General features: G+C 58.1%; 19 protein-coding genes and 1 pseudogene. 12 read left to right on the top strand and 8 right to left on the bottom strand.

From position 1 onward, the window contains the following. Nucleotides 1-152: 152 nt before the first annotated feature. Complete coding sequence (gene katG, locus DCH402_RS13780) at nucleotides 153-2,351, top strand: catalase/peroxidase HPI (RefSeq protein WP_040001705.1); 2,199 nt, start codon at nucleotides 153-155, stop codon at nucleotides 2,349-2,351. A gap of 6 nt (nucleotides 2,352-2,357) precedes the next feature. Here the strand turns inward: katG and DCH402_RS22650 are convergent, their stop codons facing one another. Then, a complete protein-coding gene (locus DCH402_RS22650; protein WP_161624079.1) occupies nucleotides 2,358-2,525 on the bottom strand; it encodes a hypothetical protein in 168 nt (55 codons plus the stop codon). A gap of 391 nt (nucleotides 2,526-2,916) precedes the next feature. Here DCH402_RS22650 and DCH402_RS13785 point away from each other — a divergent pair, with 391 nt between their 5' ends. Together DCH402_RS13785 and DCH402_RS13790 are read left to right on the top strand one after the other, a co-directional pair. Continuing rightward, nucleotides 2,917-3,333: a CidA/LrgA family protein gene (locus DCH402_RS13785; RefSeq protein WP_040001707.1), complete on the top strand. Its 417-nt coding sequence runs from the start codon at nucleotides 2,917-2,919 to the stop codon at nucleotides 3,331-3,333. Next, nucleotides 3,323-4,017 (top strand): annotated as a pseudogene (locus DCH402_RS13790) (CidB/LrgB family autolysis modulator). The gene DCH402_RS13785 and the pseudogene DCH402_RS13790 overlap by 11 nt, the downstream one beginning before the upstream one ends. Nucleotides 4,018-4,044: 27 nt before the next feature. Here DCH402_RS13790 and DCH402_RS13795 read toward each other — a convergent pair. After that, entirely contained in the window at nucleotides 4,045-4,842 is a 798-nt protein-coding gene (locus DCH402_RS13795) for a helix-turn-helix domain-containing protein (RefSeq protein ID WP_040001709.1), read from the bottom strand. Between the two features lie 343 nt (nucleotides 4,843-5,185). Here DCH402_RS13795 and cfa point away from each other — a divergent pair, with 343 nt between their 5' ends. The 4 genes from cfa (at nucleotide 5,186) to DCH402_RS13815 (ending at nucleotide 9,305) form a co-directional block, all read left to right on the top strand. After that, a complete protein-coding gene (gene cfa, locus DCH402_RS13800; protein WP_040001711.1) occupies nucleotides 5,186-6,334 on the top strand; it encodes a cyclopropane fatty acyl phospholipid synthase in 1,149 nt (382 codons plus the stop codon). A 119-nt stretch (nucleotides 6,335-6,453) separates the two neighbouring features. Continuing rightward, on the top strand, nucleotides 6,454-7,173 hold the full coding sequence (locus DCH402_RS13805) for a (Fe-S)-binding protein (RefSeq protein ID WP_040001713.1): 720 nt from the start codon (nucleotides 6,454-6,456) through the stop codon (nucleotides 7,171-7,173). 9 nt (nucleotides 7,174-7,182) lie between these two features. Continuing rightward, nucleotides 7,183-8,610: a LutB/LldF family L-lactate oxidation iron-sulfur protein gene (locus DCH402_RS13810; protein ID WP_040001716.1), complete on the top strand. Its 1,428-nt coding sequence runs from the start codon at nucleotides 7,183-7,185 to the stop codon at nucleotides 8,608-8,610. Then, entirely contained in the window at nucleotides 8,610-9,305 is a 696-nt protein-coding gene (locus tag DCH402_RS13815; RefSeq protein WP_040001717.1) for a LutC/YkgG family protein, read from the top strand. The genes DCH402_RS13810 and DCH402_RS13815 overlap by 1 nt, the downstream gene beginning before the upstream one ends. A gap of 68 nt (nucleotides 9,306-9,373) precedes the next feature. On the opposite strand, the gene DCH402_RS13820 is transcribed toward DCH402_RS13815, so the two are convergent. From DCH402_RS13820 to DCH402_RS13830, 3 genes are all read right to left on the bottom strand, one after another. After that, entirely contained in the window at nucleotides 9,374-11,107 is a 1,734-nt protein-coding gene (locus tag DCH402_RS13820) for an ABC-F family ATP-binding cassette domain-containing protein (RefSeq protein ID WP_040001718.1), read from the bottom strand. 303 nt (nucleotides 11,108-11,410) lie between these two features. After that, nucleotides 11,411-12,175 (bottom strand): sulfite exporter TauE/SafE family protein, encoded by a 765-nt coding sequence (locus tag DCH402_RS13825; protein ID WP_040001719.1) that lies wholly within the window; start codon nucleotides 12,173-12,175, stop codon nucleotides 11,411-11,413. A gap of 193 nt (nucleotides 12,176-12,368) precedes the next feature. After that, nucleotides 12,369-12,761: a VOC family protein gene (locus DCH402_RS13830; RefSeq protein WP_200864889.1), complete on the bottom strand. Its 393-nt coding sequence runs from the start codon at nucleotides 12,759-12,761 to the stop codon at nucleotides 12,369-12,371. Nucleotides 12,762-12,917: 156 nt separating this feature from the next. Here DCH402_RS13830 and DCH402_RS13835 point away from each other — a divergent pair, with 156 nt between their 5' ends. Then, nucleotides 12,918-13,817, top strand: coding sequence for a LysR family transcriptional regulator (locus DCH402_RS13835; protein ID WP_040001724.1), 900 nt, complete (start codon nucleotides 12,918-12,920; stop codon nucleotides 13,815-13,817). A gap of 70 nt (nucleotides 13,818-13,887) precedes the next feature. Here DCH402_RS13835 and DCH402_RS13840 read toward each other — a convergent pair whose 3' ends face one another. Together DCH402_RS13840 and DCH402_RS13845 are read right to left on the bottom strand one after the other, a co-directional pair. Further along, entirely contained in the window at nucleotides 13,888-14,964 is a 1,077-nt protein-coding gene (locus DCH402_RS13840; RefSeq protein ID WP_040001726.1) for an ATP-binding protein, read from the bottom strand. Further along, nucleotides 14,961-15,698 (bottom strand): response regulator, encoded by a 738-nt coding sequence (locus DCH402_RS13845; protein ID WP_050583315.1) that lies wholly within the window; start codon nucleotides 15,696-15,698, stop codon nucleotides 14,961-14,963. The genes DCH402_RS13840 and DCH402_RS13845 overlap by 4 nt, the downstream gene beginning before the upstream one ends. A 133-nt stretch (nucleotides 15,699-15,831) precedes the next feature. Between DCH402_RS13845 and DCH402_RS13850 the strand changes: the two genes are divergently transcribed. Continuing rightward, nucleotides 15,832-16,995 (top strand): efflux RND transporter periplasmic adaptor subunit, encoded by a 1,164-nt coding sequence (locus tag DCH402_RS13850; protein WP_050583316.1) that lies wholly within the window; start codon nucleotides 15,832-15,834, stop codon nucleotides 16,993-16,995. Nucleotides 16,996-17,015: 20 nt separating this feature from the next. Beyond that, nucleotides 17,016-20,150 carry an efflux RND transporter permease subunit gene (locus DCH402_RS13855; RefSeq protein WP_040001728.1) on the top strand — a complete coding sequence of 1,045 codons (3,135 nt, stop codon included), beginning with the start codon at nucleotides 17,016-17,018 and terminating at the stop codon, nucleotides 20,148-20,150. Nucleotides 20,151-20,293: 143 nt separating this feature from the next. Here DCH402_RS13855 and DCH402_RS22655 read toward each other — a convergent pair whose 3' ends face one another. Further along, nucleotides 20,294-20,461 carry a hypothetical protein gene (locus tag DCH402_RS22655; RefSeq protein WP_161624080.1) on the bottom strand — a complete coding sequence of 56 codons (168 nt, stop codon included), beginning with the start codon at nucleotides 20,459-20,461 and terminating at the stop codon, nucleotides 20,294-20,296. Nucleotides 20,462-20,844: 383 nt separating this feature from the next. Here DCH402_RS22655 and DCH402_RS23135 point away from each other — a divergent pair, with 383 nt between their 5' ends. Further along, entirely contained in the window at nucleotides 20,845-21,471 is a 627-nt protein-coding gene (locus tag DCH402_RS23135; protein ID WP_233276285.1) for a DUF262 domain-containing protein, read from the top strand. Nucleotides 21,472-21,533: 62 nt separating this feature from the next. After that, a complete protein-coding gene (locus DCH402_RS23140) occupies nucleotides 21,534-22,637 on the top strand; it encodes a hypothetical protein (RefSeq protein ID WP_233276286.1) in 1,104 nt (367 codons plus the stop codon). Nucleotides 22,638-22,741: the final 104 nt, after the last annotated feature.

The following is a 22,741-nucleotide window of genomic DNA, read 5'->3' on the forward strand; positions in this document are numbered from 1 at the left end:
CAAGAACTACCCAATGAAATTCAATGCATTGCGTTAGACGCTAACACAGCATCCAAGGCAAGCATCATGAGCAATTTCCTGTCCACAACTCACTGCCCGGCGGTCTGTTCAGGCCGGGTCGATGGGGACACAGAGCATAAGGTAGAGAACGCATGACAACCGAAAGCAAATGCCCGTTCCATCACCAGAGCACACCCGTTACCGCCGGCGGTAGCGGTACCGACAATCGTGCCTGGTGGCCCAATCAACTGAATCTGAACATTCTGCACCAACACTCTTCTCTGTCTGACCCGCTGGATAAAGGGTTCAACTATGCCGAAGCGTTTAACAGCCTCGATCTGGACGCTGTTAAAAAAGACCTTCATGCCTTGATGACCGACTCGCAGGATTGGTGGCCGGCGGATTTCGGCCACTACGGCCCGCTGTTTGTCCGTATGGCCTGGCACAGCGCCGGCACTTACCGTACCGGTGACGGCCGTGGCGGCGCCGGTGCCGGTCAACAACGGTTCGCGCCGCTCAACAGTTGGCCCGATAACGTTAACCTCGATAAAGCACGCCGTCTGCTGTGGCCGATTAAGCAGAAATACGGCCAGAAAATTTCATGGGCCGACCTGATGATCCTCACCGGCAACGTGGCGCTGGAATCGATGGGATTCAAAACCTTCGGCTTTGCCGGCGGGCGCCCGGACGTGTGGGAACCGGAAGAAGACGTCTACTGGGGTTCCGAAACCAACTGGTTGAGCGGTGATAAGCGCTACTCCGGCGAACGCGATCTGGAAAACCCGCTGGCTGCGGTACAAATGGGGCTGATTTACGTCAACCCGGAAGGCCCGAACGGCAACCCGGACCCGATTGCGGCGGCCAAAGATATCCGCGAAACCTTTAGCCGTATGGCGATGAACGATGAAGAAACCGTGGCGCTGATCGCCGGCGGCCACACCTTCGGGAAAACCCACGGCGCGGGCGACGCGGCGCTGGTCGGCCCGGAACCGGAAGCGGCCGGCATCGAAGAGCAAGGGCTGGGCTGGAAGAGCGCGTTCGGCAGCGGCAAAGGCGGCGACACCATCTCCAGCGGTCTGGAAGTGACCTGGACGCAAACGCCGACCCAATGGAGCAACTACTTCTTCCAGAACCTGTTCGGCTACGAGTGGGAGCTGACCAAAAGCCCGGCGGGCGCTCACCAATGGCAGCCGAAAGGCGGTGCCGGCACCGGTGAAATGCCGGACGCGCACGATCCGTCCAAACGTCATGTGCCGACCATGCTGACTACCGACCTGTCGCTGCGTTTCGACCCGGCGTATGAAAAGATCTCCCGCCGTTTTTACGAGAATCCGGATCAGTTCGCCGACGCGTTCGCCCGCGCCTGGTTCAAACTGACGCACCGCGACATGGGGCCGCGCGCCCGTTATCTCGGCCCGGAAGTCCCGGCTGAAGAGCTTCTCTGGCAGGACCCGATCCCGGTAGTCAACCACACGCTGGTCAGCGAGCAGGATATCGCCGACCTGAAAGCCAAAGTACTGGCCTCCGGCCTGACGGTTTCCCAATTGGTTTCCACCGCCTGGGCATCCGCGTCCACCTTCCGTGGCTCCGACAAACGCGGCGGCGCTAACGGCGCTCGCATTCGTCTCGCGCCACAGAAAGACTGGGCAGTCAACCAACCGGAACAACTGGCGAAGGTGCTGGGCGTGCTGGAAAACATCCAGAGCGAGTTCAACCAGGCGCAGTCCGACAACAAGCGGATTTCGCTGGCCGACCTGATCGTGCTGGCGGGTGCCGTCGGGGTGGAACAGGCGGCCAGGGCTGCCGGTCACACGGTGAGCGTGCCCTTCACGCCCGGCCGGATGGATGCATCGCAGGAACAAACCGACGTTGAGTCGTTTGCCGTACTGGAACCGATCGCCGACGGTTTCCGCAACTACCTGAAAGGCCGTTACAGCGTGGCAGCCGAAGCATTGCTGGTCGATAAAGCCCAGTTGCTGACGCTGAACGCGCCGGAAATGACGGTGCTGGTGGGCGGGTTGCGGGTACTGGGCGCCAATGTCGATCAGGCTTCACATGGCGTCTTCACCACCCAGCCCAGCGCACTGACCAACGACTTCTTTGTGAACCTGCTGGACATGGGCACCGTCTGGAAAGCGGTGGGAGAAGACGGCGTGTTTGAAGGGCGCGACCGCGTCAGCGGCGACCTGAAGTGGACCGGCACTCGTGTCGATCTGATCTTCGGCTCCCACTCGCAACTGCGTGCGCTGGCCGAAGTCTATGGCAGTACAGACGCGCAGGCGAAGTTTGTCCACGACTTCATCGCCGCCTGGACCAAAGTGATGAATCTCGATCGTTTCGATCTGGCGTAGTCATTATCATTGCTCCGCCCCGGCGTTTTCGCGCCGGGCGCACCCGATAACATCCCCTGCTCTGCGTGGCGGCCATGTCGCCACGCTACTGTTTTCCACGCTACTGTCCACCTTGCTACTATCTTCCACGCTACTACCTGCCACACTACTGTCTGCCACGCTACTGTCTGCCACGCTACGACCTGCATCACCCGCGCTTAGAGCCTATTGGGATAGGTGATTAGCCTATCGCTCCCCACAAATGATCCAGACGCGCCAGCGGCTGCCTGATTTTGCGGCACAAATCCAGATATGCTGCGGAATCGCGGGTTCGGCAGCAAACGCCCCTGTTGGTAAAAATCGGTTGCTCTTAATCAATAACACATTCCGGACGGCACCACCGGCGAGCGTGCGCTGCCGAGCAGGCCATCCCCCGCCCGCTCGGTGCGATCGGTTACCCATTCTCACCGGCCAATTTCGTCTCATAATCGATAAATATCGTCCTGATTTGATAATAAGCGCCACGACTAAGCGCGCGATAATCAACCCCGTTATCCACCCACTTTTATCCGTAGCCGATGTTTTTATGAAAATCTTTATGGCCCGTTTCTGGCATCAGGCCAGAGCGTTGTTACTGATTTACGCCTGTTTGTACCTCGGTATCGGCGTTGCCGCCGTACTGCCCATCGCGTTGCCGGGCAGCATCATCGGTATGCTGATCCTGTTTCTGTTGTTGTCATTGCAGATTATCCCGGCGCAGTGGGTTAAACCGGGTTGCCACGTGCTGATCCGCTATATGGCGCTGCTGTTTGTGCCGATTGGCGTCGGCGTGATGCAGTATTTCGACTTGCTGCGCGCCCAGTTCGCACCGGTGATCATCTCCTGCGCCGCCAGCACGCTGGTGGTGTTGATCACCGTGAGCGGCTGTTCGCATCTGATCCACGGGCGTAAGCCGGCCCGCCATCCGGCCGATGCGAAAAAAGGAGCCGATCATGTGGCATGATATCGTCTGGTCGCTGCCATTAACGCTGCTGGTGTTTTTTTAGCGCGTCGGCTGGCGCAGCGGCTGAATTCACCGTTACTCAACCCGTTGCTGGTTTCGATGGTGGTGCTGATAGCGTTTCTGCTGGTAAGCCACATTCCGTATGAGCGCTATTTCCACGGCAGCGCGGTGCTGAACAGCCTGCTGCAACCGGCGGTGGTCGCGCTGGCGTTTCCGCTGTATGAACAGTTGCACCAGATCCGTATGCGCTGGAAGTCGATCATCAGCGTCTGTTTCATCGGCAGCGTGGTGGCGATGGTGACCGGCACCTGGATTGCGCTGCGGCTGGGCGCCACACCGGCGATTGCCGCCTCGATCATGCCGAAATCGGTCACCACGCCGATCGCCATGGCGGTGGGTGGCAGTATCGGCGGTATTCCGGCCATCAGCGCGGTGTGCGTGATCTTTGTCGGCATCCTCGGCGCGGTATTCGGCCACACGCTGCTCAACGCCATGCGCATTCATACCAAAGCATCGCGCGGGCTGGCGATGGGCACCGCGTCGCACGCGCTCGGCACCGCCCGCTGCGCCGAGCTGGATTATGAAGAAGGCGCGTTCAGTTCGCTGGCGCTGGTGATCTGCGGCATTATCACCTCGCTGATGGCTCCGCTGCTGTTTCCGTTGCTGGTCGTCCTGGCGAAATAGCCGCCACTGCCGACGCGGATAAATAGGTCAATAGCGCGTCGGCGGCACCCCAAACATCTGACGAAACGCGAAGGTAAACGAGGCGGTGCTGGCATACCCCAGGTCCAGCGCTACCTGCGTTACGCTACGGTTATTCTTCAGCATCACCACCGATTCGAGCAGCCGCATACGTTTCTTCCACTCGCTGAACGCGACCCCAGTCTCTTTTTTAAAACGGCGCGAAAACGTGCGCACCGACATGCCGGTACGCGCCGCCCATTCTTCAATGCCGTGGGGCGCATCCGGCGTCTGCTGAATATCACGGCACACCCGCATCAGGGTGGCGGAAGCAGGCCACGACAACGAAAACCCGGCATCCGGCAACTGCCGCAACAACGTGGTCAGCACCCTGACCAGTTGGGCGTCATCTCCATCGTAGTCGTACTGTTCCGGCACGTGTCCGGTGGCGTAATGAATAAACTCGCGGATAAAATCGCTGACCAACACCACTCTGCAGCCACTGTGGTCAATGGCCACGTAATCCGACTCGATATACAAACTTTCCAGCAACACATCGCTGGTAGCCAGAATCCGGTGCGGCACATGCGCCGGGATCCAGACGCCGTACAACACCGGCACGATCAACGTCTTACCTTCAATCTCCACCCGCATTCCCCCTTCCCGCGCATACAAAAATTCGACGAACGGGTGCTGATGCGGCGCCACCTCCGTCTCCTTTGCCAGCGGGTAGGTACGAAAGTAGACCGGGCGCGGCAACGTGAGCAATACCGGCGCAGGCTGACCGGCTATCGGCAACCGGGGGGGCGAGACAAGCGAATGAGACATCACAGCATGACCTCTACTCGATAGAGTTTGTCTTGATAGGGTAACGCAGGCCAGCCCGATTTGCCCGATAATCTGCAGCTATTCAGCCGGCGCGACGTCATCGCCGCAGAACCGATTCGCTGTGCTTGTACGATTTTTCAAACCAGAAAATGGATTGAGGAATAACTCATGGAAGCGACATTACATCATGCCTGTTCGCCGTTTTTAGTCATGCATTGTCCGTCTTTTGACGTATTACGCCATTTTGCCGATGGCAGCACGATGTCATCCGAAACGACAGTACCTCAGTAATCATTAGTTTTGTGCTAACACATTGAATTAACTGTTAGTTAAAGGAGACATCATGAGTAATGCGTGCATCGTTGATGATATCAGCGAAAAAAATGAATGGCGGCGTATCACGCAGGAATTATTGCATCAGGCGGGAATTACCCTTAACGGAAGCGACCCCTGGGATATTCAGGTGAACGATGCCCGCTTTTTCAAACGGGTATTACAACAGGGGTCGCTTGGCCTGGGCGAAAGCTACATGGAAGGCTGGTGGGATTGCCCGCGGCTCGATATGTTTTTTCATCGCATCCTGGCCGCCCGGCTGGATGAACAACACCCGTCACGCTGGCACGACCTGATGCGCATTGCGCTGGCGCGGCTGGTCAACCGTCAGTCGCGCAAACGCGCCTGGCAAGTCGGCAAAGTACATTACGACCTCGGCAACGACCTGTTCAGCCACATGCTGGACCCCTACATGCAATATTCATGCGGTTACTGGAAACAAGCCGACACGCTTGATGAAGCCCAGCAGCACAAACTGGCGCTGATCTGTGAAAAACTTCAGCTCGAACCCGGCATGACGCTGCTGGATATCGGTTGCGGCTGGGGTGGTCTGGCGGTGTACGCCGCTCAGCATTACGGCGTTACCGTGCATGGCGTCACCATTTCCGCCGAGCAGAAAGCCTTTGTGGAGTCACGCTGCTGCGGGCTGGATATCCATATTCTGTTGCAGGATTACCGCGATCTGCACCGGCAGTACGACCGTATTGTCTCCGTCGGCATGTTTGAACACGTGGGGCCGAAAAATTACGCCGCCTATTTTAATGTGGTGAATCGGTGCCTGAAGCCGGACGGCCTGTTCCTGCTGCATACCATCGGGTCGAATAAGACCGCTCATAACGTGGACCCGTGGATCAATAAATACATTTTTCCCAACGGATGCCTGCCATCCATTAAACAGATTGCCAACACCAGCGAACCCTATTTTGTGATGGAAGACTGGCACAACTTCGGTACTGATTACGATAAAACGCTGATGGCCTGGCTGGCCCGTTTTACCGCCGCCTGGCCGCAACTGGCCGCCGACTATTCGCCCGCCTTCCGGCGTATGTTCAATTATTACCTGACCGCCTGCGCCGGCGCCTTTCGGGCCAGAAACATCCAGTTATGGCAGGTTCTCTTTAGCCGGGGCGTCGAACAGGGATTGTGCGTGCCGCGCTGAGTATTCACCACACGTTCAGGCCACCAGGCGCAGGCCAACGAACGTACGACGATAACGCGCCGACTGATTTTTTTAACCCGATACGTTGTTAACCCCTACAAACAGGAAGCTAACACAACATGAATGTTAATTTTTTTGTCACCTGCATCGGCGATGCGCTCAAATCGCGCATGGCCCGTGACAGCGTGCTGTTGCTGGAACAGCTCGGCTGCCGCGTTCACTTTCCCGAACGTCAGGGCTGCTGTGGTCAACCCGCCATCAACAGCGGATACATCCGCGACGCGCTGCCGGGCATGAAAACGCTGATCGCCGCGCTGGAAGAGAACGATGACCCCATCGTCTCGCCGGCCGGCTCCTGCACCAACGCCATCAGGCATTATGCCGACTGGCTGGTCGATGAACCGGAGTGGGCGGCCCGTGCCGCGCAGGTCGCCGCACGGATGGTTGACCTCACCTCGTTTATCGTTAACCGCCTCGGCGTCACCGATGTCGGTGCTCGCCTGCCGGGCAAGGCGGTTTATCACCCCTCTTGTAGTCTGTTTCGTAAAATGGGCGTGCGCGAAGAACCGCTGGCCTTGCTGCATCAGGTGCGCGATCTGGAACTGCTGCCGTTTCACGCGCAGGAAACCTGCTGCGGTTTCGGCGGCACCTTTTCCGTCAAAATGGCGGAGATCTCCGGTGAAATGGTGAAAGAAAAGGTAGCGCACATCATGGAAGCCAAACCGGACTACCTGATCGGCGCTGATGTCAGTTGCCTTCTCAACATCGGCGGACGGTTGCAGCGTGAAGGGCACGCCGTTCAGGTGTTGCATATCGCTGAAGTGTTGATGAGCCGCTAAGGAGACGCCATGTACCTCAAAACCAGCACGACCCCGTTTCATGAGCGTATCCGCCAGCAAATAGACGACCCGATCATGCGCCAGGCGGTTGCCAACGCGCAGGAACGCATCGGCGCCAACCGTCAGAAGATGGTCGATGAACTGGGCCAGTGGGATGTCTGGCGCACGAGAGCCGCGCAGATCCGCGCGCACGTGCTTGATAACCTTGACGCCTACCTGTACCAGTTGTCGGAACAGGTCACCGCCCGCGGCGGCAAGGTGTTTTTTGCCGCAACACGCGAAGACGCAACCCGCTATATCTTGCAGGTGACGCAGGCCAAACAGGCCCGCAAGGTGGTGAAATCCAAATCGATGGTGACTGAAGAGATCGGCATGAATGCCGTACTGGAAGCCGCCGGCATCAAGGTGGTGGAAACCGATCTCGGCGAATACATCCTGCAACTGGACCAGGACGCGCCCTCCCACGTGGTGGTGCCTGCCATCCACAAAGATCGCCATCAAATCCGGCGCGTACTGCAACAGCAGTTGGGCTACGACGGCCCGGAAACACCGGAAGCGATGACGCGTTTTATTCGCCGGAAAATCCGCGCCGACTTTCTCAGCGCTGAGGTAGGGATCACCGGCTGCAACTTTGCCGTGGCGGAAACCGGCACCGTCAGTCTGGTGAGCAACGAAGGCAACGCCCGGCTGTGCACTACCCTGCCCCGTACCCACATCGCCGTGATGGGCATGGAGCGTATCGTCCCGACCTTTGAAGAGCTGGATGTGGTGCTCACCATGCTGGCGCGCAGTGCGGTCGGCGCCCGGTTGACCGGCTACAACACCTGGCTGACCGGACCACGCGATATCGGCGGTATCGACGGCCCGGAAGAGTTTCATCTGGTGATTGTCGATAACGGCCGCTCGCAGATCCTGGGGTCGCCGTTCCACGATATTCTGCGCTGCATTCGCTGCGGTGCCTGCATCAACACCTGCCCGGCGTACCGCCACATCGGCGGCCACGGCTATGGCTCTATCTATCCTGGGCCGATCGGCGCGGTGCTGTCGCCGTTGCTGGGCGGCTATGAAGACTTCAAACACCTGCCTTACGCCTGCTCGCTGTGCACCGCCTGCGACGATGTGTGCCCGGTGCGCATTCCGCTGTCTTCGCTGATTGTGCAGCACCGACGCACGCTGGCAGAAAATGGGATGACGCCTGCGGCCGAGCGGCGCATCGTCGGGTTGTTCAACTACGCCAATAGTCACCCCGGCCTATGGAAAGTCGGTATGGTGGCCGGCGCGCGTGCCGCCCGCTTGCTGATTCGTAACGGCAAGATACCGTTTAACATCGGTGCGATCAGCGAGTGGACCGCCGCCCGCGACCTGCCGGACGCCGATGGCGAGAGCTTCCGTAGTTGGTTCAAACAGCATCAGCGTCAGAGCAAGGAGAAACGCTAATGGAAAACCGCGACGCCTTTCTGTCTACCCTGGCGCATCGGCTTGGTCGGGAACCCCGCCAAACGCCGCCGCCGTTGCCGCCGCTGGAAAACAACCCGGCCGGCACCCGCCTGACCGAGCTGACGGCGCAACAGCGTTGCGACGCCTTTATCGACTACGCCGGCAATGTGATGCTGGCGCACTGTGAGCTCACCCCGCCCAATGACGTGGCGCAAGCCGCCGGGCGGCTGTGCCAGCGTTACGGCGGCACGCCGGTGCTGGTCAGCGGCGATGCGCGACTGGCGGAGCTGGGCGTAACCGGCTTTCTGCAACAGGAATACCAAGCCCGATGCTGGAACCCGGCGGCAGGCGAAGACAACCTGACGCAGGCGGCGCAAGCCCGCATCGGCGTGGTATACGCCGACTACGGCCTGACCGAATCCGGCGGTGTAGTGCTGTTCTCAACGCCGCAACAAGGCCGCGCCATGAGTTTACTGCCGGAGTCCACGCTGTTTATTGTGCGCAAAAGCTGCCTGTTGCCGCGCGTCGCGCAACTGGCCCAGCATCTACGCCAGCGGGTGCAACAAGGCGAACCGCTGCCGTCATGCATCAATCTGATCGCCGGTCCCAGCTCTACCGCCGATATCGAACTGATCAAGGTGGTGGGGGTACACGGGCCGCTGAACGCCGCGTACCTGATTATTGAGGACTGCTGACGGCACAGGCATGAAGTACCTGGCTGCCACTGCAAATGCCCCCTCTGACGAGGGGGCAGGTATTAGCATTACGCCAGCCCCAGCAAGGCGTTGAGGCGGGCAATCTCTTGCCGCCACTGCGCCTGTTGCGCCGGTTTCTGGTGCTTCGCCTTCCGCGCCAGATCCTCAGCCAGCCGGTTTTCCAGCTCAACCAGTTGCGCCAGCAGCGCGTCCGCCTCATCAGCAGGCTTCGAAGCCGCCGGCACCGCCGCTGACGGCGGCAGCCCGTGTATCGCGGTTTCAGCAGGCGATGCGCCCAGACGCTGATAGACCAGCTCCAGATCGTGCCACTCGCTCAACACGCCGTGCTCAACCAGCCAGAAGCGATTGCAACTGCGGCTGATTAGCGCCCGGTCATGCGTCACCAACAGCACGCCGCCGTCAAAGTCTTGCAGCGTATCGGCCAGCGCCTCTTTGCCTTCCATGTCCAGATGGTTGGTCGGCTCGTCCAGCATCAGCAAACCGTAACGCGCCAGCGACAGCCCGACGAACAATAGCCGGGCGCGCTCGCCGCCGCTCAGGGTGGCGACGGTTTGCTGATGACGCGACCACGGAAATCCGGCGCTGATCAACGCCATCTTGCGGTCCTGCGCCAGCGGCGCGAACGGCGCCAGCGCATCAAACAGGGTGTCGTCGTCACGCAGTTGATGCAGCGTCTGGTCGTAATACCCCAACCGAACGCGGGGATGCAGACGAATCGCCCCATTCAACGTCGAATTCGGGTACTGCTGCCATAGAAGACGCAACAACGAAGACTTGCCGCCGCCGTTACGGCCGATAATCGCCACCCGATCACCGCTTTTCACCCGCTGTAACGGCACGGTGAACAGCGTTGGGTGCTGCGGTGCCGGGCTGACGGCCAGCGCCGTCATCTCCAGCAGACGATCGGCGTTCAGCGCTTCGCCATGCAGCGCCAGCAGCCACTGGCTGCCGGCGGTCAGCTCGGTTTGCTCCTCTTTGAGCCGCTCGATGCGTTTTTCCATCTGTTTGGCCTTGCGCGCCAGATCTTCGTTATCGTAGACCTTGCCCCAGACGGCCAGCCGTTTGGCGCTAACGGTTACGCGGTCGATTTCCTTCTGTTCCGCTTTGCGGCGCAAGGCATCGCTGCGATCGCGCTCCACCAGTGCCGCGCGGGCGGCGCTACAGGGCAGCGCAAAGTAATGCAGTTGCCGGTCACGCAGGATATAGCTGCCGTTGGTGACGTTATCCAGCAACTGGCTGTCATGGGAAACCAGCACAAAGCTGCCGCTCCAGTGTTGCAGGAACTGCTCCAGCCACAGCAACGTCGGCAAGTCCAGATGGTTACTCGGCTCATCCAGCAACAACAGATCCGGCGAGGTGATCAGGGCTCGCGCCAGCAACAACCGGGTATGCTGGCCACCACTGAGGGTACCGGCGCACAGCAGCCAGTCCCGCTCGCCGAATCCCATTTCCGCCAGCAAGGTCTCCGCCCGCCAGCGCTCGCTGACGCGTTCGGCCGCGGGAAGACGAGCCAGCACCGCATCCAGCATCGTCAACGGATGCAGATCCGCCGGCAGATGCTGTTCAACGCGAGCCAGCAGGCAATGATGGGAAAGCGTCACACTGCCGCGCCCTGGCGCTAGCGTACCGTCCAGTAGCTTTAACAGCGTACTTTTGCCGCAACCGTTATGGCCAATCAAACCGAGGCGGTCGCCCTGGTTCAGGGTAAAAGAAATGTCGTTCAGCAGAGGGCCGAAAGGGGTATCCACGCTCAGGGCGTGTACAGTCAGTAAAGTGCTCATTGCTTACTCAAGAGTTACAGGCACAACTGTGCCTCGTCAACACAACGCTGACGATAACCCGGTAAGCCCGAGAGAAGGGGAAATGCGGTTTGCTTCGCTCAAGCCACCGTTATCGCAGCACGATATCGATAACGCTTGAGCAGCGGCGATCGCCAAAAGGATGTGAAGTGTTAAACATTTCACAGCACAGCATGATGATCCTCCTTATTTTTATCCGTAGGTTAATCGATGGCTGGATTGTAGCGACAACGGGCGGGCTTCGCCACCCGTCAGGCTTCTTTTACGCAACGTATTCCCGCCGCGTTATTTCGCCACCAGCATCACCACCGCCACGCTCACCAGCACCAGACAGAACGCCAGCCGCAACGCCACCACCGGTAACTTATGCGCCAGCGCCACGCCCCACGACACGCTGAGAATGCCGCCAATCGCCAGCGGAATGCCGGTGGCCCAATCCACATTGCCGGCCTGAGCGTACGATGCCAGCGCCGCCAGCGCGCCGGGCACCACCAGCGCCAGCGCAATGCCCTGCGCCTGCGTCTGGGTGAAACCGAACAGCGTCACCAATGCCGGTACCACCACCAGCCCGCCGCCGACGGTAAAAATACCGGACATAAAGCCGCTGGCCACGCCGAGTGCCGGCAGATAACGATGGGACAATACCGAAGTCGGCGTGCGGCTGCGCCGGCTATTGATCCACTGCCAGATGTAATACGTCGCCAGCACCAGCAGGAAAATGGCGAACGCCTGCTGCAAATTATCAACCTGAATGGCCGCCGCCATATGTGCGGCGACATAGGCCGACACCGTGGCGAAGGCGCACAACATCAGCGTCATGCGGGTGTCGATCTTGTTGCGTTGCCGGTAGCGCAGAAAGCCGATCAGCACGTTCGGCGTAATCATAATCAGCGCCGTGCCCTGCGCCAGATGCTGGTTCATGCCAAACAGCATCCCCAGTACCGGAATGGCGATCAGCCCGCCGCCGATACCCAACATCCCGCCGCATACCCCAAGCCCCATCCCCAGAATCAAACACAACACCATATTGGTCATCAGCAAACTGGTCATAAATAACCACTACATCCTGTTATATCGTTTTTATCCCCGTCATACTTCAAGCTGCAGGGGCGTTGGCTGCCCTCACTCACCCCGGTCACTTACTTGAGTAAGCTCCCAGGGATTCGCTCGGTTACCGCCTTCCTGCAACTCGAATTATTTAGGGTATAGAAATAATAAGTTGAATAAAAAGAACCGGCCTTGATCAGCGCGGGTCATGGCAAAGATACTCTGCGATTTCAATCAGATTCAGATCCGGGTCGCGCAGGTAAATCGAGCGGATTTTGCCGGTCGCGCCAGTACGCTCCACCGGCCCCTCGATAACCGGCCAGCCGCAACGCTGCACATGCGCCATCACCTGCTCCAGCGGTTCGCTGGCGATAAAGCACAGGTCAAGCGCGCCGGGTGCCGGCAAATGAGCGTGCGGCGCGAATTCGGCGCCCCTGACATGAATATTGATTTTCTGCCGCCCGAAGCAAAACGCGATGCGGCCATTGCCGAAGGTTTCCTGCCGCAGTTGCAGCACCTGAGTGTAAAAATGCTGCGTCGCCGCCAGATCCACGCAGGTCAGCACAAGATGGTCAATGTGACTAATCAACAACACGTTTCCTGTAATTGAGACAATAGGATGACATCCTAGGCGCAGGCGACGCTTTTGATAATTCCTTAATCGTCAATCACCCTTTCCTGACAGGAAAGGGTCGCCGGTGTGTTAGGCTGTGGCGTCTTCGCTTTCAAGGACTGTCATCACTCCATGATCAATCCCGCGCATTTTGACCTGCAATCGTTACGCCTGTTTTTGCAGGTTGCCAAAATCGGCAGCCTGACCAAAACCGCAGCCACCTTCCACATGACGCTGTCAGCCCTGAGCAAACGCATGGCGGAGCTGGAGCGCACCGTTGATTGCACGCTGTTCATCCGCATGCCGCGCGGCCTGGCGTTGACCGCAGCGGGAAAAGAGCTGGTGCACCACGCACGTCAGGTGCTGAGCAATGTCGAGCGGATGGCGGACGAGATGCAGGATTACGCCGCCGGCGTACGCGGCCATGTGCATATCTGGGCTAATACGTCAGCTATCATCGAATTTCTGCCGCAGGAGCTGGCGCACTTTCTGCAACGTCATCCGCTGGTTCGCATCAATCTGGAAGAGAAACTGAGCGAAACCGTGGTGACGGCGCTGCTCACCGGGCAGGCCGATATCGGCATTTTCGCCGACAATGTGCCCTGCTCCGGCGTGGAAAAAATCCCCTACCGGGAAGACCAACTGGTGGTGCTGGTGTCGCCCCGACACCCGCTGGCCGAATGCCGGGAAATCACCTTTGCCGATGCGTTGCAGTACGATTTTGTCGGCCTCAACAACGGCAGCTCTTTGCTCAAACTGTTGCAGGACACCGCCGAAGAGCACGGAAAAATGCTGCGCCTGCGTATTCAGGTCAGCAGCTTTGACGGCGTGTGCCGCATGATCGAAGCCGGGCTCGGCATCAGCATCCTGCCTGAAGGCGCGATCCGTCCGGAGATCCTCGGCGTCGGGCTACATGCCATCCGGCTGACCGATGACTGGGCCACCCGCAAGTTATGGCTGGGCATTAAATCCGGCGCGACATTACAGCCCGAAGCCGCCAATTTGCTGGCGCACCTACGCCAGCCGGTATGAACACACATCAATGACGGCAAACGCCCGCCATCACCGTGCGGCGCTTAAACGATAGATGATTCATGGCTGTTCATCGCTGATTGGCGGCCGCCGGCCAACGCAGCTCGAACAAAGCGCCGCCGGAGGGCGCAGGGCAACAACTCGCCTGCCCGCCGTGCGCCTGCGCAATCGCCTGCACCACCGCCAGCCCCAACCCACTGCCTTTGCTGTTGCCGGTGCGTGACGGCGCGCCGCGCGCAAACGCCTCAAAAATCTGATCGGCAAACTGTGGATCGATGCCGGGACCGCTATCCTCGACGCTCAGATACGCCACCCCGCCATCCACACCCGTCCGAACGCATAACGGACCGGCATCGGCATGTTTTTGCGCATTCTCCAGCAACGCCAGCAGCGCCTGACGAATCCGCACCGGGTCGCATTGCACCACCGGGTCTTCCAGTGCCAGCGACAGGCTAAACCCGGCACTTTGCAGCGTGGGTTCGAACGCACTCACCACCGCCGTCACTTCGTCGGACAGGCGGGTCGGCGTCCAGCGCAGTTCCAGATGACCACTCTCCGCCAGCCCCACTACCCGCAAATCTTCGATGAGCCGCCCCAGCCCTTCCACCTGCGTCAACAAATTACGAAACAACCCGATATCGGGTTCGAATACGCCTTCGGTCAACCCCTGCAACCGGCCGCGTAAAATGGTGACCGGTGTGCGCAACTCATGCGCGATGGCGGCATTCCAGAACGCCCGCTCTTGCGCCATACGTTCCAGCCGCTCCGCCATGGTATTAAAGTCACGCACCAGCAATGCCGCCTCACCCAACGAGTAGTCGTCGGTTTCGGCGCGTGCGTTCAGTTCGCCTTCGGCGATTTGGCGCAGGCTGTGCGCCACCGAATTTAGCGGCACCAGAATGCGGCGGGCCAGGCGAATCGCCAGCACCACGGCGATCACCAACGCCAGTAAGGTGGTTCCGACCATCCAGAACCACTCTACCGTCGTCGGCATCCATTGATCGCTCGGCGACAGGCTTTCCGGCGAAATCGCCAACATAAATGCATAGAAAATATAGGAGCCGACCACCATCAGCAGCGTGATGGACAGCGCCAGCAGCGTCATGGAACGCATAATTTGTCGGCTTAAACTGCCGGTATGCGTCATGACGTTTCACCGAGTCGGTAACCGACGCCGCGCACACTGGACGGCACGCCGTTCAGCCCCAGCCGTTCCAGCTTCTTACGCAGTTTGCTGATGTGGCTGTCCACCGTACGCTCCAGCGAATCCCCTTCCGGCAGGCAGGAGACCAGCAGCGCTTCACGGCTGAACACCCGGCGCGGCGCACGCGCCATATGAGCAAGCAGCCGGAACTCGGTCAGCGTCAGATCCAGCGTTCGGCTGACGCCCTCATAGTCCACCACCACCTCGTGGCTTTCCAGATCGATTTGGAAAATACCGGTCCGCAGGAAACGCGGCGGCTGGCGTTCGGCGCGCAACCCGGCACGGCGCAGCACCGCCTGTACCCGCGCCACCACTTCAGCGGGATTAAACGGTTTCACCACGTAATCGTCGGCGCCAATTCGCAAGCCCATCAGCTTGTCGATGTCCTGATCCAGCGCCGTCAGCATGATAACCGGGGTATCGCCGCGCAGGCGAATCCCCGACAGCACCTGCCAGCCATCGACCAGCGGCATCTGCACATCCAGCAGCACCAGATCCGGTTTCATGGAGAGATGAAGCTCCAGCGCCTGACGGCCGTCGGCGGCGTGCAGGGTGCGTAAACCACTACGTGTCAGGTAAGCGCGAAGAATCTCGGCAATTTCCGGCTCATCTTCGGCGATAAGCACCAACCCATGGATATCGTCAACCATCGGCATGGATTGCGAATGAACAGTCATCGAACGACTCATAGTAAAAAATGCAGGGCCTCCATCATATCTCCATCTTTCTCCAACGAAAACCGCATACAGCAGGTGCACACTGCCGCAGTCTGGCCTCCCTATGGCCGGTAAGCAGGGATTACGACATCATATGAATAGCAAGAAATCACACCCATACCCGATTGCCTGGGCGTTGCCGGCGCTGGTCGGCATGTTACTGACCGGCTGCGACCACCCCGATGTGCCGGTCGAATCGCCGCCGCCGACAGTCACCGTCATGACCGCTGCGCCGGTGTCCATGACCCTGACCGACGATCTGCCCGGCCGGGTGGCGGCGGTGCGCACGGCGGAAATCCGCCCACAGGTAGGCGGTATCGTCCAGCGTCGGTTGTTTGAACAGGGCGCCGAAATCCGTGCCGGACAACCGTTATTCCAGATTAACCCCGCGCCGTTCAAGGCTGATGTCGATACCGCCGGCGCGGCGCTGCAACGCGCCCGGTCGGTGCTGAACCGGGCGCAGATTCAGGTCACGCGCCTCAAACCGCTGCTCAGCACCGGCGCCATCAGCCAGCAAACCTATGACGATGCGATAGCACAACGCGACCAGGCCGCCGCCGATGTGGCGCAGACACGCGCCACGCTGGCGCGCCGCCAGCTTGACCTGACCTTCGCTACCGTCGAGTCGCCGATTGCCGGACGCATCGATCAGGCGCTGATCACCGAAGGCGCGCTGGTCAGCACCAACGACAGCACCCCGCTGGCACGGGTCCAGCAGATAGACCAGGTGTATGTCGATGTGCGCCTGCCGGCCTCTTCGCTGGAGCAACTGCGCGACATGCTGAGCAAGCGCGCCAGCGGCAGTGACGGCGTACCGGCGGAGATTCTGCGCAGCGACGGCCAGCCCTACCCGATGTCGGCGCGTATTCTGTTTTCCGGCGTGAATGTGGATACCGGCACCGGCGACGTGCTGCTGCGCATTCTGGTGGATAACCCGCAACGCCAACTGCTGCCGGGGATGTTCGTGCGCGCGCGCGTCCCGCTCGGTCGCCACGACAACGCCCTGCTGGTGCCGCAACAAGCGGTGATGCGCATCGCAGGCGAGGCCAAAATCTGGGTGATCGACGACCGCAACAACGCCCATGCCGTTACGGTGGAAACGGGCGAGCTGGTCAACCGCCAGTATCGCATCCGCACCGGGCTCAACGTCGGCCAACAGGTGGTTGTCGAAGGCGGCGAACGACTGAGCGACGAGGCCAGGGTGGCAACCCAGCACGGGAAAATGGTGCCGTCCGCCACTGACGCAGCACCACGCTAACCGCAAAGGAATTCCGTACCATGCCGCAATTCTTTATCCATCGCCCGGTGTTTGCCTGGGTGATCGCCTTATTCATCGTGCTACTGGGAACCCTCGCCATTCCCCAGTTGCCGATCGCCCGTTACCCGTCGGTGGCGCCGCCGACGGTGACCATCACCGCGTTGTATCCCGGTTCAACGCCCCAAACCATGAATGATGCGGTCGTCGGGTTGATCGAACGCGAGCTGTCCAGCGTCAAAAACCTGCTTTATTTCGAATCGTCGGTGGATACCTCCGGTTTGGCGCAAATCAACGTGACCTTCAAGCCGGGGACCGACCCGGAGCTGGCGCAGGTCGACGTACAAAACCGCATTAAATCGATCGAACCCCGGCTGCCGCAAACGGTCAGGCAAAACGGTTTGCAGGTGGAATCCGCTGCATCGGGCTTTCTGATGCTGGTCAGCCTGACGTCCGATAACGGGCGCTACGATCAGGTGGCGCTCAGCGACTACATGGCGCGCAGCATCGTCGAGGAGCTACGCCGGGTTGACGGCGTCGGCCGTGTCCAGTTGTTCGGTGCCGAACAGGCAATGCGTATCTGGGTCGACCCGAACAAGCTGCTGTCCTACGGTCTGACCATGAATGACCTGTCGACCGCCATCACCCAGCAAAATGTGCAAATCGCCCCTGGCCGGGTCGGCGATGCGCCTATTTTACCGGGGCAGCGGGTGACGATTCCGTTGACGGTGCAAGGGCAACTGGCAACCCCGCAACAATTCGCCGCCATTGTACTGCGCGCCCGGGAAGACGGCTCACGGGTGACGCTGGCCGATGTGGCGCGGGTTGAGCTGGGCGCGCAATCGTACGGTTTTTCCGTACGTGAAAACGGCAAGGACGCCACCGCCGCCGCTATTCAACTGGCGCCGGGCGCCAATGCGGTGCGTACCGCCGCCGCGATCGTGCAACGTATGGCCGAACTGAAACCGTCCATGCCCGCCGGGATAGGGTATTCGCTGCCGTTCAACACCGCACCGTTCGTTAAAATCTCCATCGAGCAGGTAGTCAGAACGCTGATTGAGGCGATGGTGTTGGTGTTTCTGGTGATGTACCTGTTTCTGCAAAATGTGCGTTATACCCTGATCCCGGCGATTGTTGCGCCCATCGCCCTGCTCGGCACCTTCACGGTAATGCTGGCGGCCGGGTTCTCCATCAATGTGCTGACCATGTTCGGTATGGTGCTGGCGATCGGCATCATCGTGGATGACGCCATCGTGGTGGTGGAAAACGTTGAGCGACTGATGGCGCAGGAACGGCTGTCGCCCAAAGCGGCGACCACCCAGGCGATGAAGGAGATCACCGGCGCGATCATCGGCATCACGCTGGTACTGTCGGCGGTGTTTATCCCTATGGCGTTTGCCAGCGGTTCGGTGGGGGTAATTTACCGGCAATTCACCCTGTCGATGGCGGTCTCGATCCTGTTCTCGGCGTTTCTGGCGCTGACGCTGACGCCGGCATTGTGCGCCACGCTGCTCACACCGGTCGCCGACGGTCATCATGAGAAACGTGGTTTCTTCGGTGGTTTTAACCGTCGCTTCGAGCGACTCACGCAGCATTACGCCGCCGGCACCCGCGTGCTGCTGCGCCGCTCCGGCGGCATGTTGCTGTTGTTTGCCGCGCTGACCGGCGCGCTGGCATGGGTACTGCGGGAATTACCGTCCGACTTTCTGCCGCAAGAGGATCAGGGGTACTTTATGACCTCGATCCAACTGCCGTCGGACGCTACCGAAGCGCGCACGCTGGAGGTAGTGAAAACCTACGAGCAGTACATCGCTTCTCGTCCCGGCATCCAGTCCAACATGTCGATCCTCGGTTTCGGTTTTTCCGGCTCCGGCCCGAATGCCGCGATCGCCTTCACCACGCTGAAGGACTGGTCGGCACGCAACGGCGCCACCACACAGAACGAAGTGGCGCTGGCGCAACAGGCGATGTCGTCGATTCGCGAAGGCACCGCCATGACGCTGATGCCGCCCGCGATCGATGAGCTGGGCACCTCGTCGGGTTTCAGCCTGCGCCTGCAAGACCGTACCGGTCAGGGTTATAACGCGCTCAAGGCAGCGGAAGCCACGTTGCTGACGCTGGCGGCGCAAAGCCGCATCGTCACCGGCGTCTACCCGGATGGTCTGCCGCCCGGCAGCACGGTGCGGTTAAATATCGATCGCCAAAAGGCAGAGGCGCTCGGCGTGCCGTTCAGCACCCTCAGCGATACGCTGTCTGCCGCCATCGGTTCGCTGTACGTGAACGACTTCCCGAACGCCGGCCGTATGCAACAGGTGATCATTCAGGCTGATGCGCCGGCGCGTATGCAACTGGATGATGTGCTCAAACTGTATGTACGCAACAACGCAGGCGGCATGGTATCGCTGAAGGAAGTGGTGACGCCGGTGTGGAGCGATACCCCGTTGCAGTTGACGCGTTATCAGGGCTTTCTGGCCGTACGGATTTCCGGCAGCGCCGCACCGGGCGTCTCCAGCGGTGAGGCGATGGCGGAAATGGAGCGGCTGGCGGCGCAACTGCCGCCGGGCTTTACCGTCGCCTGGACCGGGCAATCGCTACAGGAACGGCAATCCGCCGCACAAGCGCCGATGTTGCTGCTGCTGTCGATGGTGGTGGTGTTTCTGGTGCTGGCGGCGCTGTATGAAAGCTGGTCGATTCCGCTGTCGGTGATGCTGGTGGTGCCGCTGGGGCTGCTCGGCGCGGTGCTGGCGGTCACCCTGCGCGGCATGCCGAACGACGTGTTCTTCAAAGTGGGGCTGATTACCGTTATCGGCTTATCCGCCAAGAATGCCATTCTGATCGTCGAGTTCGCCAGGCAACTGCACGCCCAAGGCCAAACGCTGACAGAGGCTGCCGTTACGGCGGCGCGCCTGCGCCTGCGGCCGATCCTGATGACGTCGCTGGCGTTTGCGCTCGGGGTGGTGCCGCTGATGCTGGCCTCCGGCGCCAGCGCGGAAACCCAGCACGCCATCGGCACCGGCGTGTTCGGCGGTATGGTCAGCGCCACGGTGCTGGCGGTGTTTTTCGTACCGGTGTTTTTTGTGACGGTGATGCGGATACAAGAGCGCTACAACCACTGGCGTGAAAAACGCCGGACAACACACGTAAACGCCCCACACTAACCCCACCAGAGCGGCGACAGGCTGGAAAGCGACGGCTCGTCGCCGCTCTCATTGTGCGGTTATCCCATCACGCCATGACCGCCAGGTACGATTCTTGTATGTTTAAAGCAGAATCAGGGTGAACCTATACTTATCCTGTATTTTTACTGATGCTGCAGCACGATAATAACCATCCAGGGATTAATAAGCCCGATGGGAACTCTATGCGCAGCATCACTTTCAGCTATAGCCTGAACAATTGCCTGACGCATCAAAAAGCCTGTACCAGCAGTAGGAACAATCGTGAACTTCCGCTTCACGCCCTGAGACATTCCCTGCTAACCCTGTCTGCTTCGTGCATAGCTATGAACATATTCCGAAAATTAATTCCAATTAGATCATGTACCTATAGCTCAGCGTTATTGTCTCCTTGCACAAAAAAGTTATAAATTCAAAAGAATTTAATGAGTAACAAGTTCTATTCGCTGCTGCAAAATATCAACATAACTAATTGATTTAAAAGTATTTAATCTTTAATTACAAGTAATTCGACTATTTTGCTATATGTTTTGGGGGAACATTTGGATGTGCAGAACGATGCGGTAGAAGAATATTTATTTTTATGACAATTCAATTATTATGATATGCAAGTGTAGTGAAGGGCAATTTTTGCCTAATCGTTATATTTCTATAAATGGCTCAGGACAGCAACATCATGGCAACGTTACAACAAGAACTAATAGTTCGTGGCGAACAAGTTGAGCGAGTGTTTATCAACTATCAGGATAAAAAATACGTTGTGAATCGACAGTATCAACGTAAATTGATTTGGACTATTGAGGAAAAACAAAATTTTATTGACTCAATAATCAAAGGATTCCCAATACCTATCATTTTATTAGCAGAACCTCTTGGGAGAAAAGACGGCACTCTCGAGATTATTGATGGGATGCAGCGTATGAATGCCATCATGTCTTTTATCACAAACGATTTTTCGTTTAATGGATTCTACTTTGATTTAAATACATTTGCGACGACGAAAGACCTACTTGATCGCGGAGTCATTGCTCAGAAGATGCCACTCCTTGATCGAAGCCAGTGTCTTGCAATTGCATCATATCCTGTCCCGCTTTCAATTTATGAAGCAGCCGAGAGAGAGTCAGTTGAGGAAGTATTTCGGCGAATTAACTCAGGTGGGCGTCAGCTCTCACGACAAGAGTTGCGGGCGGCAGGCGCTACAAATGTGTTCGCGGAAAGTGTTCGGAAAATCTCCGCAAGAGTTCGCGGTGACACATCTAATGCGGATCTATTGCTCTTAAGCGAGATGAAAAAATTAGCATAACAAACAAAGAATTAGACTACGGTATCAGTGCCGATAGCGTCTTCTGGATTGTTAACGGAATCTTGACGAAGGAGCAGCTTAGACAGAGCCGGGATGAAGAGATAGTCGCGGATATCCTGGCTTATATGGTCTCTGACAAACCTGTTGCCTCGCGTACAGAGCTTCTTGATGACTATTATGGCGCAATATCCCCGGAAGCTTTAACTAACAAAACAAGATTCGAGGCAATTGATCAGGCTATTAAAAAGAGAAGTGGAGAACTAGTCGATCTTGATTATCAAAGAGTGCATGATGTGATAATTCTACTTCTTAGTCAGGCTCAAACAACATTCTCTGGATTGATTTTTCCTAACGGAAATGGCGGTAATCCGATCCCCCGTTACTTCCAAGTGGTCTTTCTCGCCCTACATGACCTGATAATTAAAAAGGGTATGGTGGTTTCAGATAGTGCGGGCCTCATCGGACGGCTGAAAGATTGCGGTAAGAGTATCCAGGTTCAAGATGGAGGGAGATGGGGTGCTGACAATCGAAGTAGAATGGTCGATTCAATAATTGGTTGGATTCAGGGCTTTTTTGAAAACGACCAAAACCCAGATCCTGCAAAAGTTCATTGGATCACTAAACTCCAAAATTTACTCACTAACTCAATAACTGAGCAAGCAGCCTACGATTTTAAACAAGGTTTCTATACTTTAGACCCATCCCCCTCCTTTGATGAACGATCCTTCGAAAAAATTATGGAGACCTGCGCTGCCATTGCTAATATCGGCCGAGGACACAAGGGTTATGTTCTTGTCGGAGTTGCAGAAAATGCCAATACTGCAACAAGAGTGCAGGAGATTTTCGGAAGCAAGGCTTTGTCTTATAACGGCTTCCATATAACTGGTGTTGATCACGAAGCGAACCACGCCGGAAAAAACCTTGACCAGATGTTCCAAGACATTTCTGATCGGGTAGGACGCTCAGCGCTTTCAGAGCCGCTTAAATCCTACATAAACACCCATATTAAATGCGTTCGATACTACGATAAGACGGTCTTCGTCTTCGAAATTTTAGGTCAGGATACCCCTTCGCATTTTGCTAGTAAGTGGGTTGAGCGGCAAGGAGCACAGGTCAAAGATATCTCCCCTGAAGGAATGGTCGCACTGTTTGAGCGTTTCAGATAGGGGGATGAACTTTGACCATACTAGGGTCTGTCCCTTAACCTCCCTACACGCTAAAAAGTGCTGCAAGAATCATTTTCGAGAGGTGATCTTTGGTTAAAGATTCG

Source organism: Dickeya chrysanthemi NCPPB 402 (genome assembly GCF_000406105.1).
In the GTDB taxonomy this organism is placed as follows: domain Bacteria; phylum Pseudomonadota; class Gammaproteobacteria; order Enterobacterales; family Enterobacteriaceae; genus Dickeya; species Dickeya chrysanthemi.

What these genes read in the sequence shown, in the direction of transcription:
- DCH402_RS13785 (WP_040001707.1), top strand. Translation starts at nt 2,917, where the DNA reads ATGAAAATCTTTATGGCCCGTTTCTGGCATCAGGCCAGAGCGTTGTTA.
- DCH402_RS13810 (WP_040001716.1), top strand. Translation starts at nt 7,183, where the DNA reads ATGTACCTCAAAACCAGCACGACCCCGTTTCATGAGCGTATCCGCCAG.
- DCH402_RS13850 (WP_050583316.1), top strand. Translation starts at nt 15,832, where the DNA reads ATGAATAGCAAGAAATCACACCCATACCCGATTGCCTGGGCGTTGCCG.
- DCH402_RS13795 (WP_040001709.1), bottom strand. Translation starts at nt 4,842, where the DNA reads ATGTCTCATTCGCTTGTCTCGCCCCCCCGGTTGCCGATAGCCGGTCAG.
- DCH402_RS13825 (WP_040001719.1), bottom strand. Translation starts at nt 12,175, where the DNA reads ATGACCAGTTTGCTGATGACCAATATGGTGTTGTGTTTGATTCTGGGG.
- katG (WP_040001705.1), top strand. Translation starts at nt 153, where the DNA reads ATGACAACCGAAAGCAAATGCCCGTTCCATCACCAGAGCACACCCGTT.
- DCH402_RS13855 (WP_040001728.1), top strand. Translation starts at nt 17,016, where the DNA reads ATGCCGCAATTCTTTATCCATCGCCCGGTGTTTGCCTGGGTGATCGCC.
- DCH402_RS23135 (WP_233276285.1), top strand. Translation starts at nt 20,845, where the DNA reads ATGGCAACGTTACAACAAGAACTAATAGTTCGTGGCGAACAAGTTGAG.
- DCH402_RS13805 (WP_040001713.1), top strand. Translation starts at nt 6,454, where the DNA reads ATGAATGTTAATTTTTTTGTCACCTGCATCGGCGATGCGCTCAAATCG.
- cfa (WP_040001711.1), top strand. Translation starts at nt 5,186, where the DNA reads ATGAGTAATGCGTGCATCGTTGATGATATCAGCGAAAAAAATGAATGG.
- DCH402_RS13840 (WP_040001726.1), bottom strand. Translation starts at nt 14,964, where the DNA reads ATGACGCATACCGGCAGTTTAAGCCGACAAATTATGCGTTCCATGACG.
- DCH402_RS13835 (WP_040001724.1), top strand. Translation starts at nt 12,918, where the DNA reads ATGATCAATCCCGCGCATTTTGACCTGCAATCGTTACGCCTGTTTTTG.
- DCH402_RS22655 (WP_161624080.1), bottom strand. Translation starts at nt 20,461, where the DNA reads ATGTCTCAGGGCGTGAAGCGGAAGTTCACGATTGTTCCTACTGCTGGT.
- DCH402_RS13815 (WP_040001717.1), top strand. Translation starts at nt 8,610, where the DNA reads ATGGAAAACCGCGACGCCTTTCTGTCTACCCTGGCGCATCGGCTTGGT.
- DCH402_RS13820 (WP_040001718.1), bottom strand. Translation starts at nt 11,107, where the DNA reads ATGAGCACTTTACTGACTGTACACGCCCTGAGCGTGGATACCCCTTTC.
- DCH402_RS13845 (WP_050583315.1), bottom strand. Translation starts at nt 15,698, where the DNA reads ATGACTGTTCATTCGCAATCCATGCCGATGGTTGACGATATCCATGGG.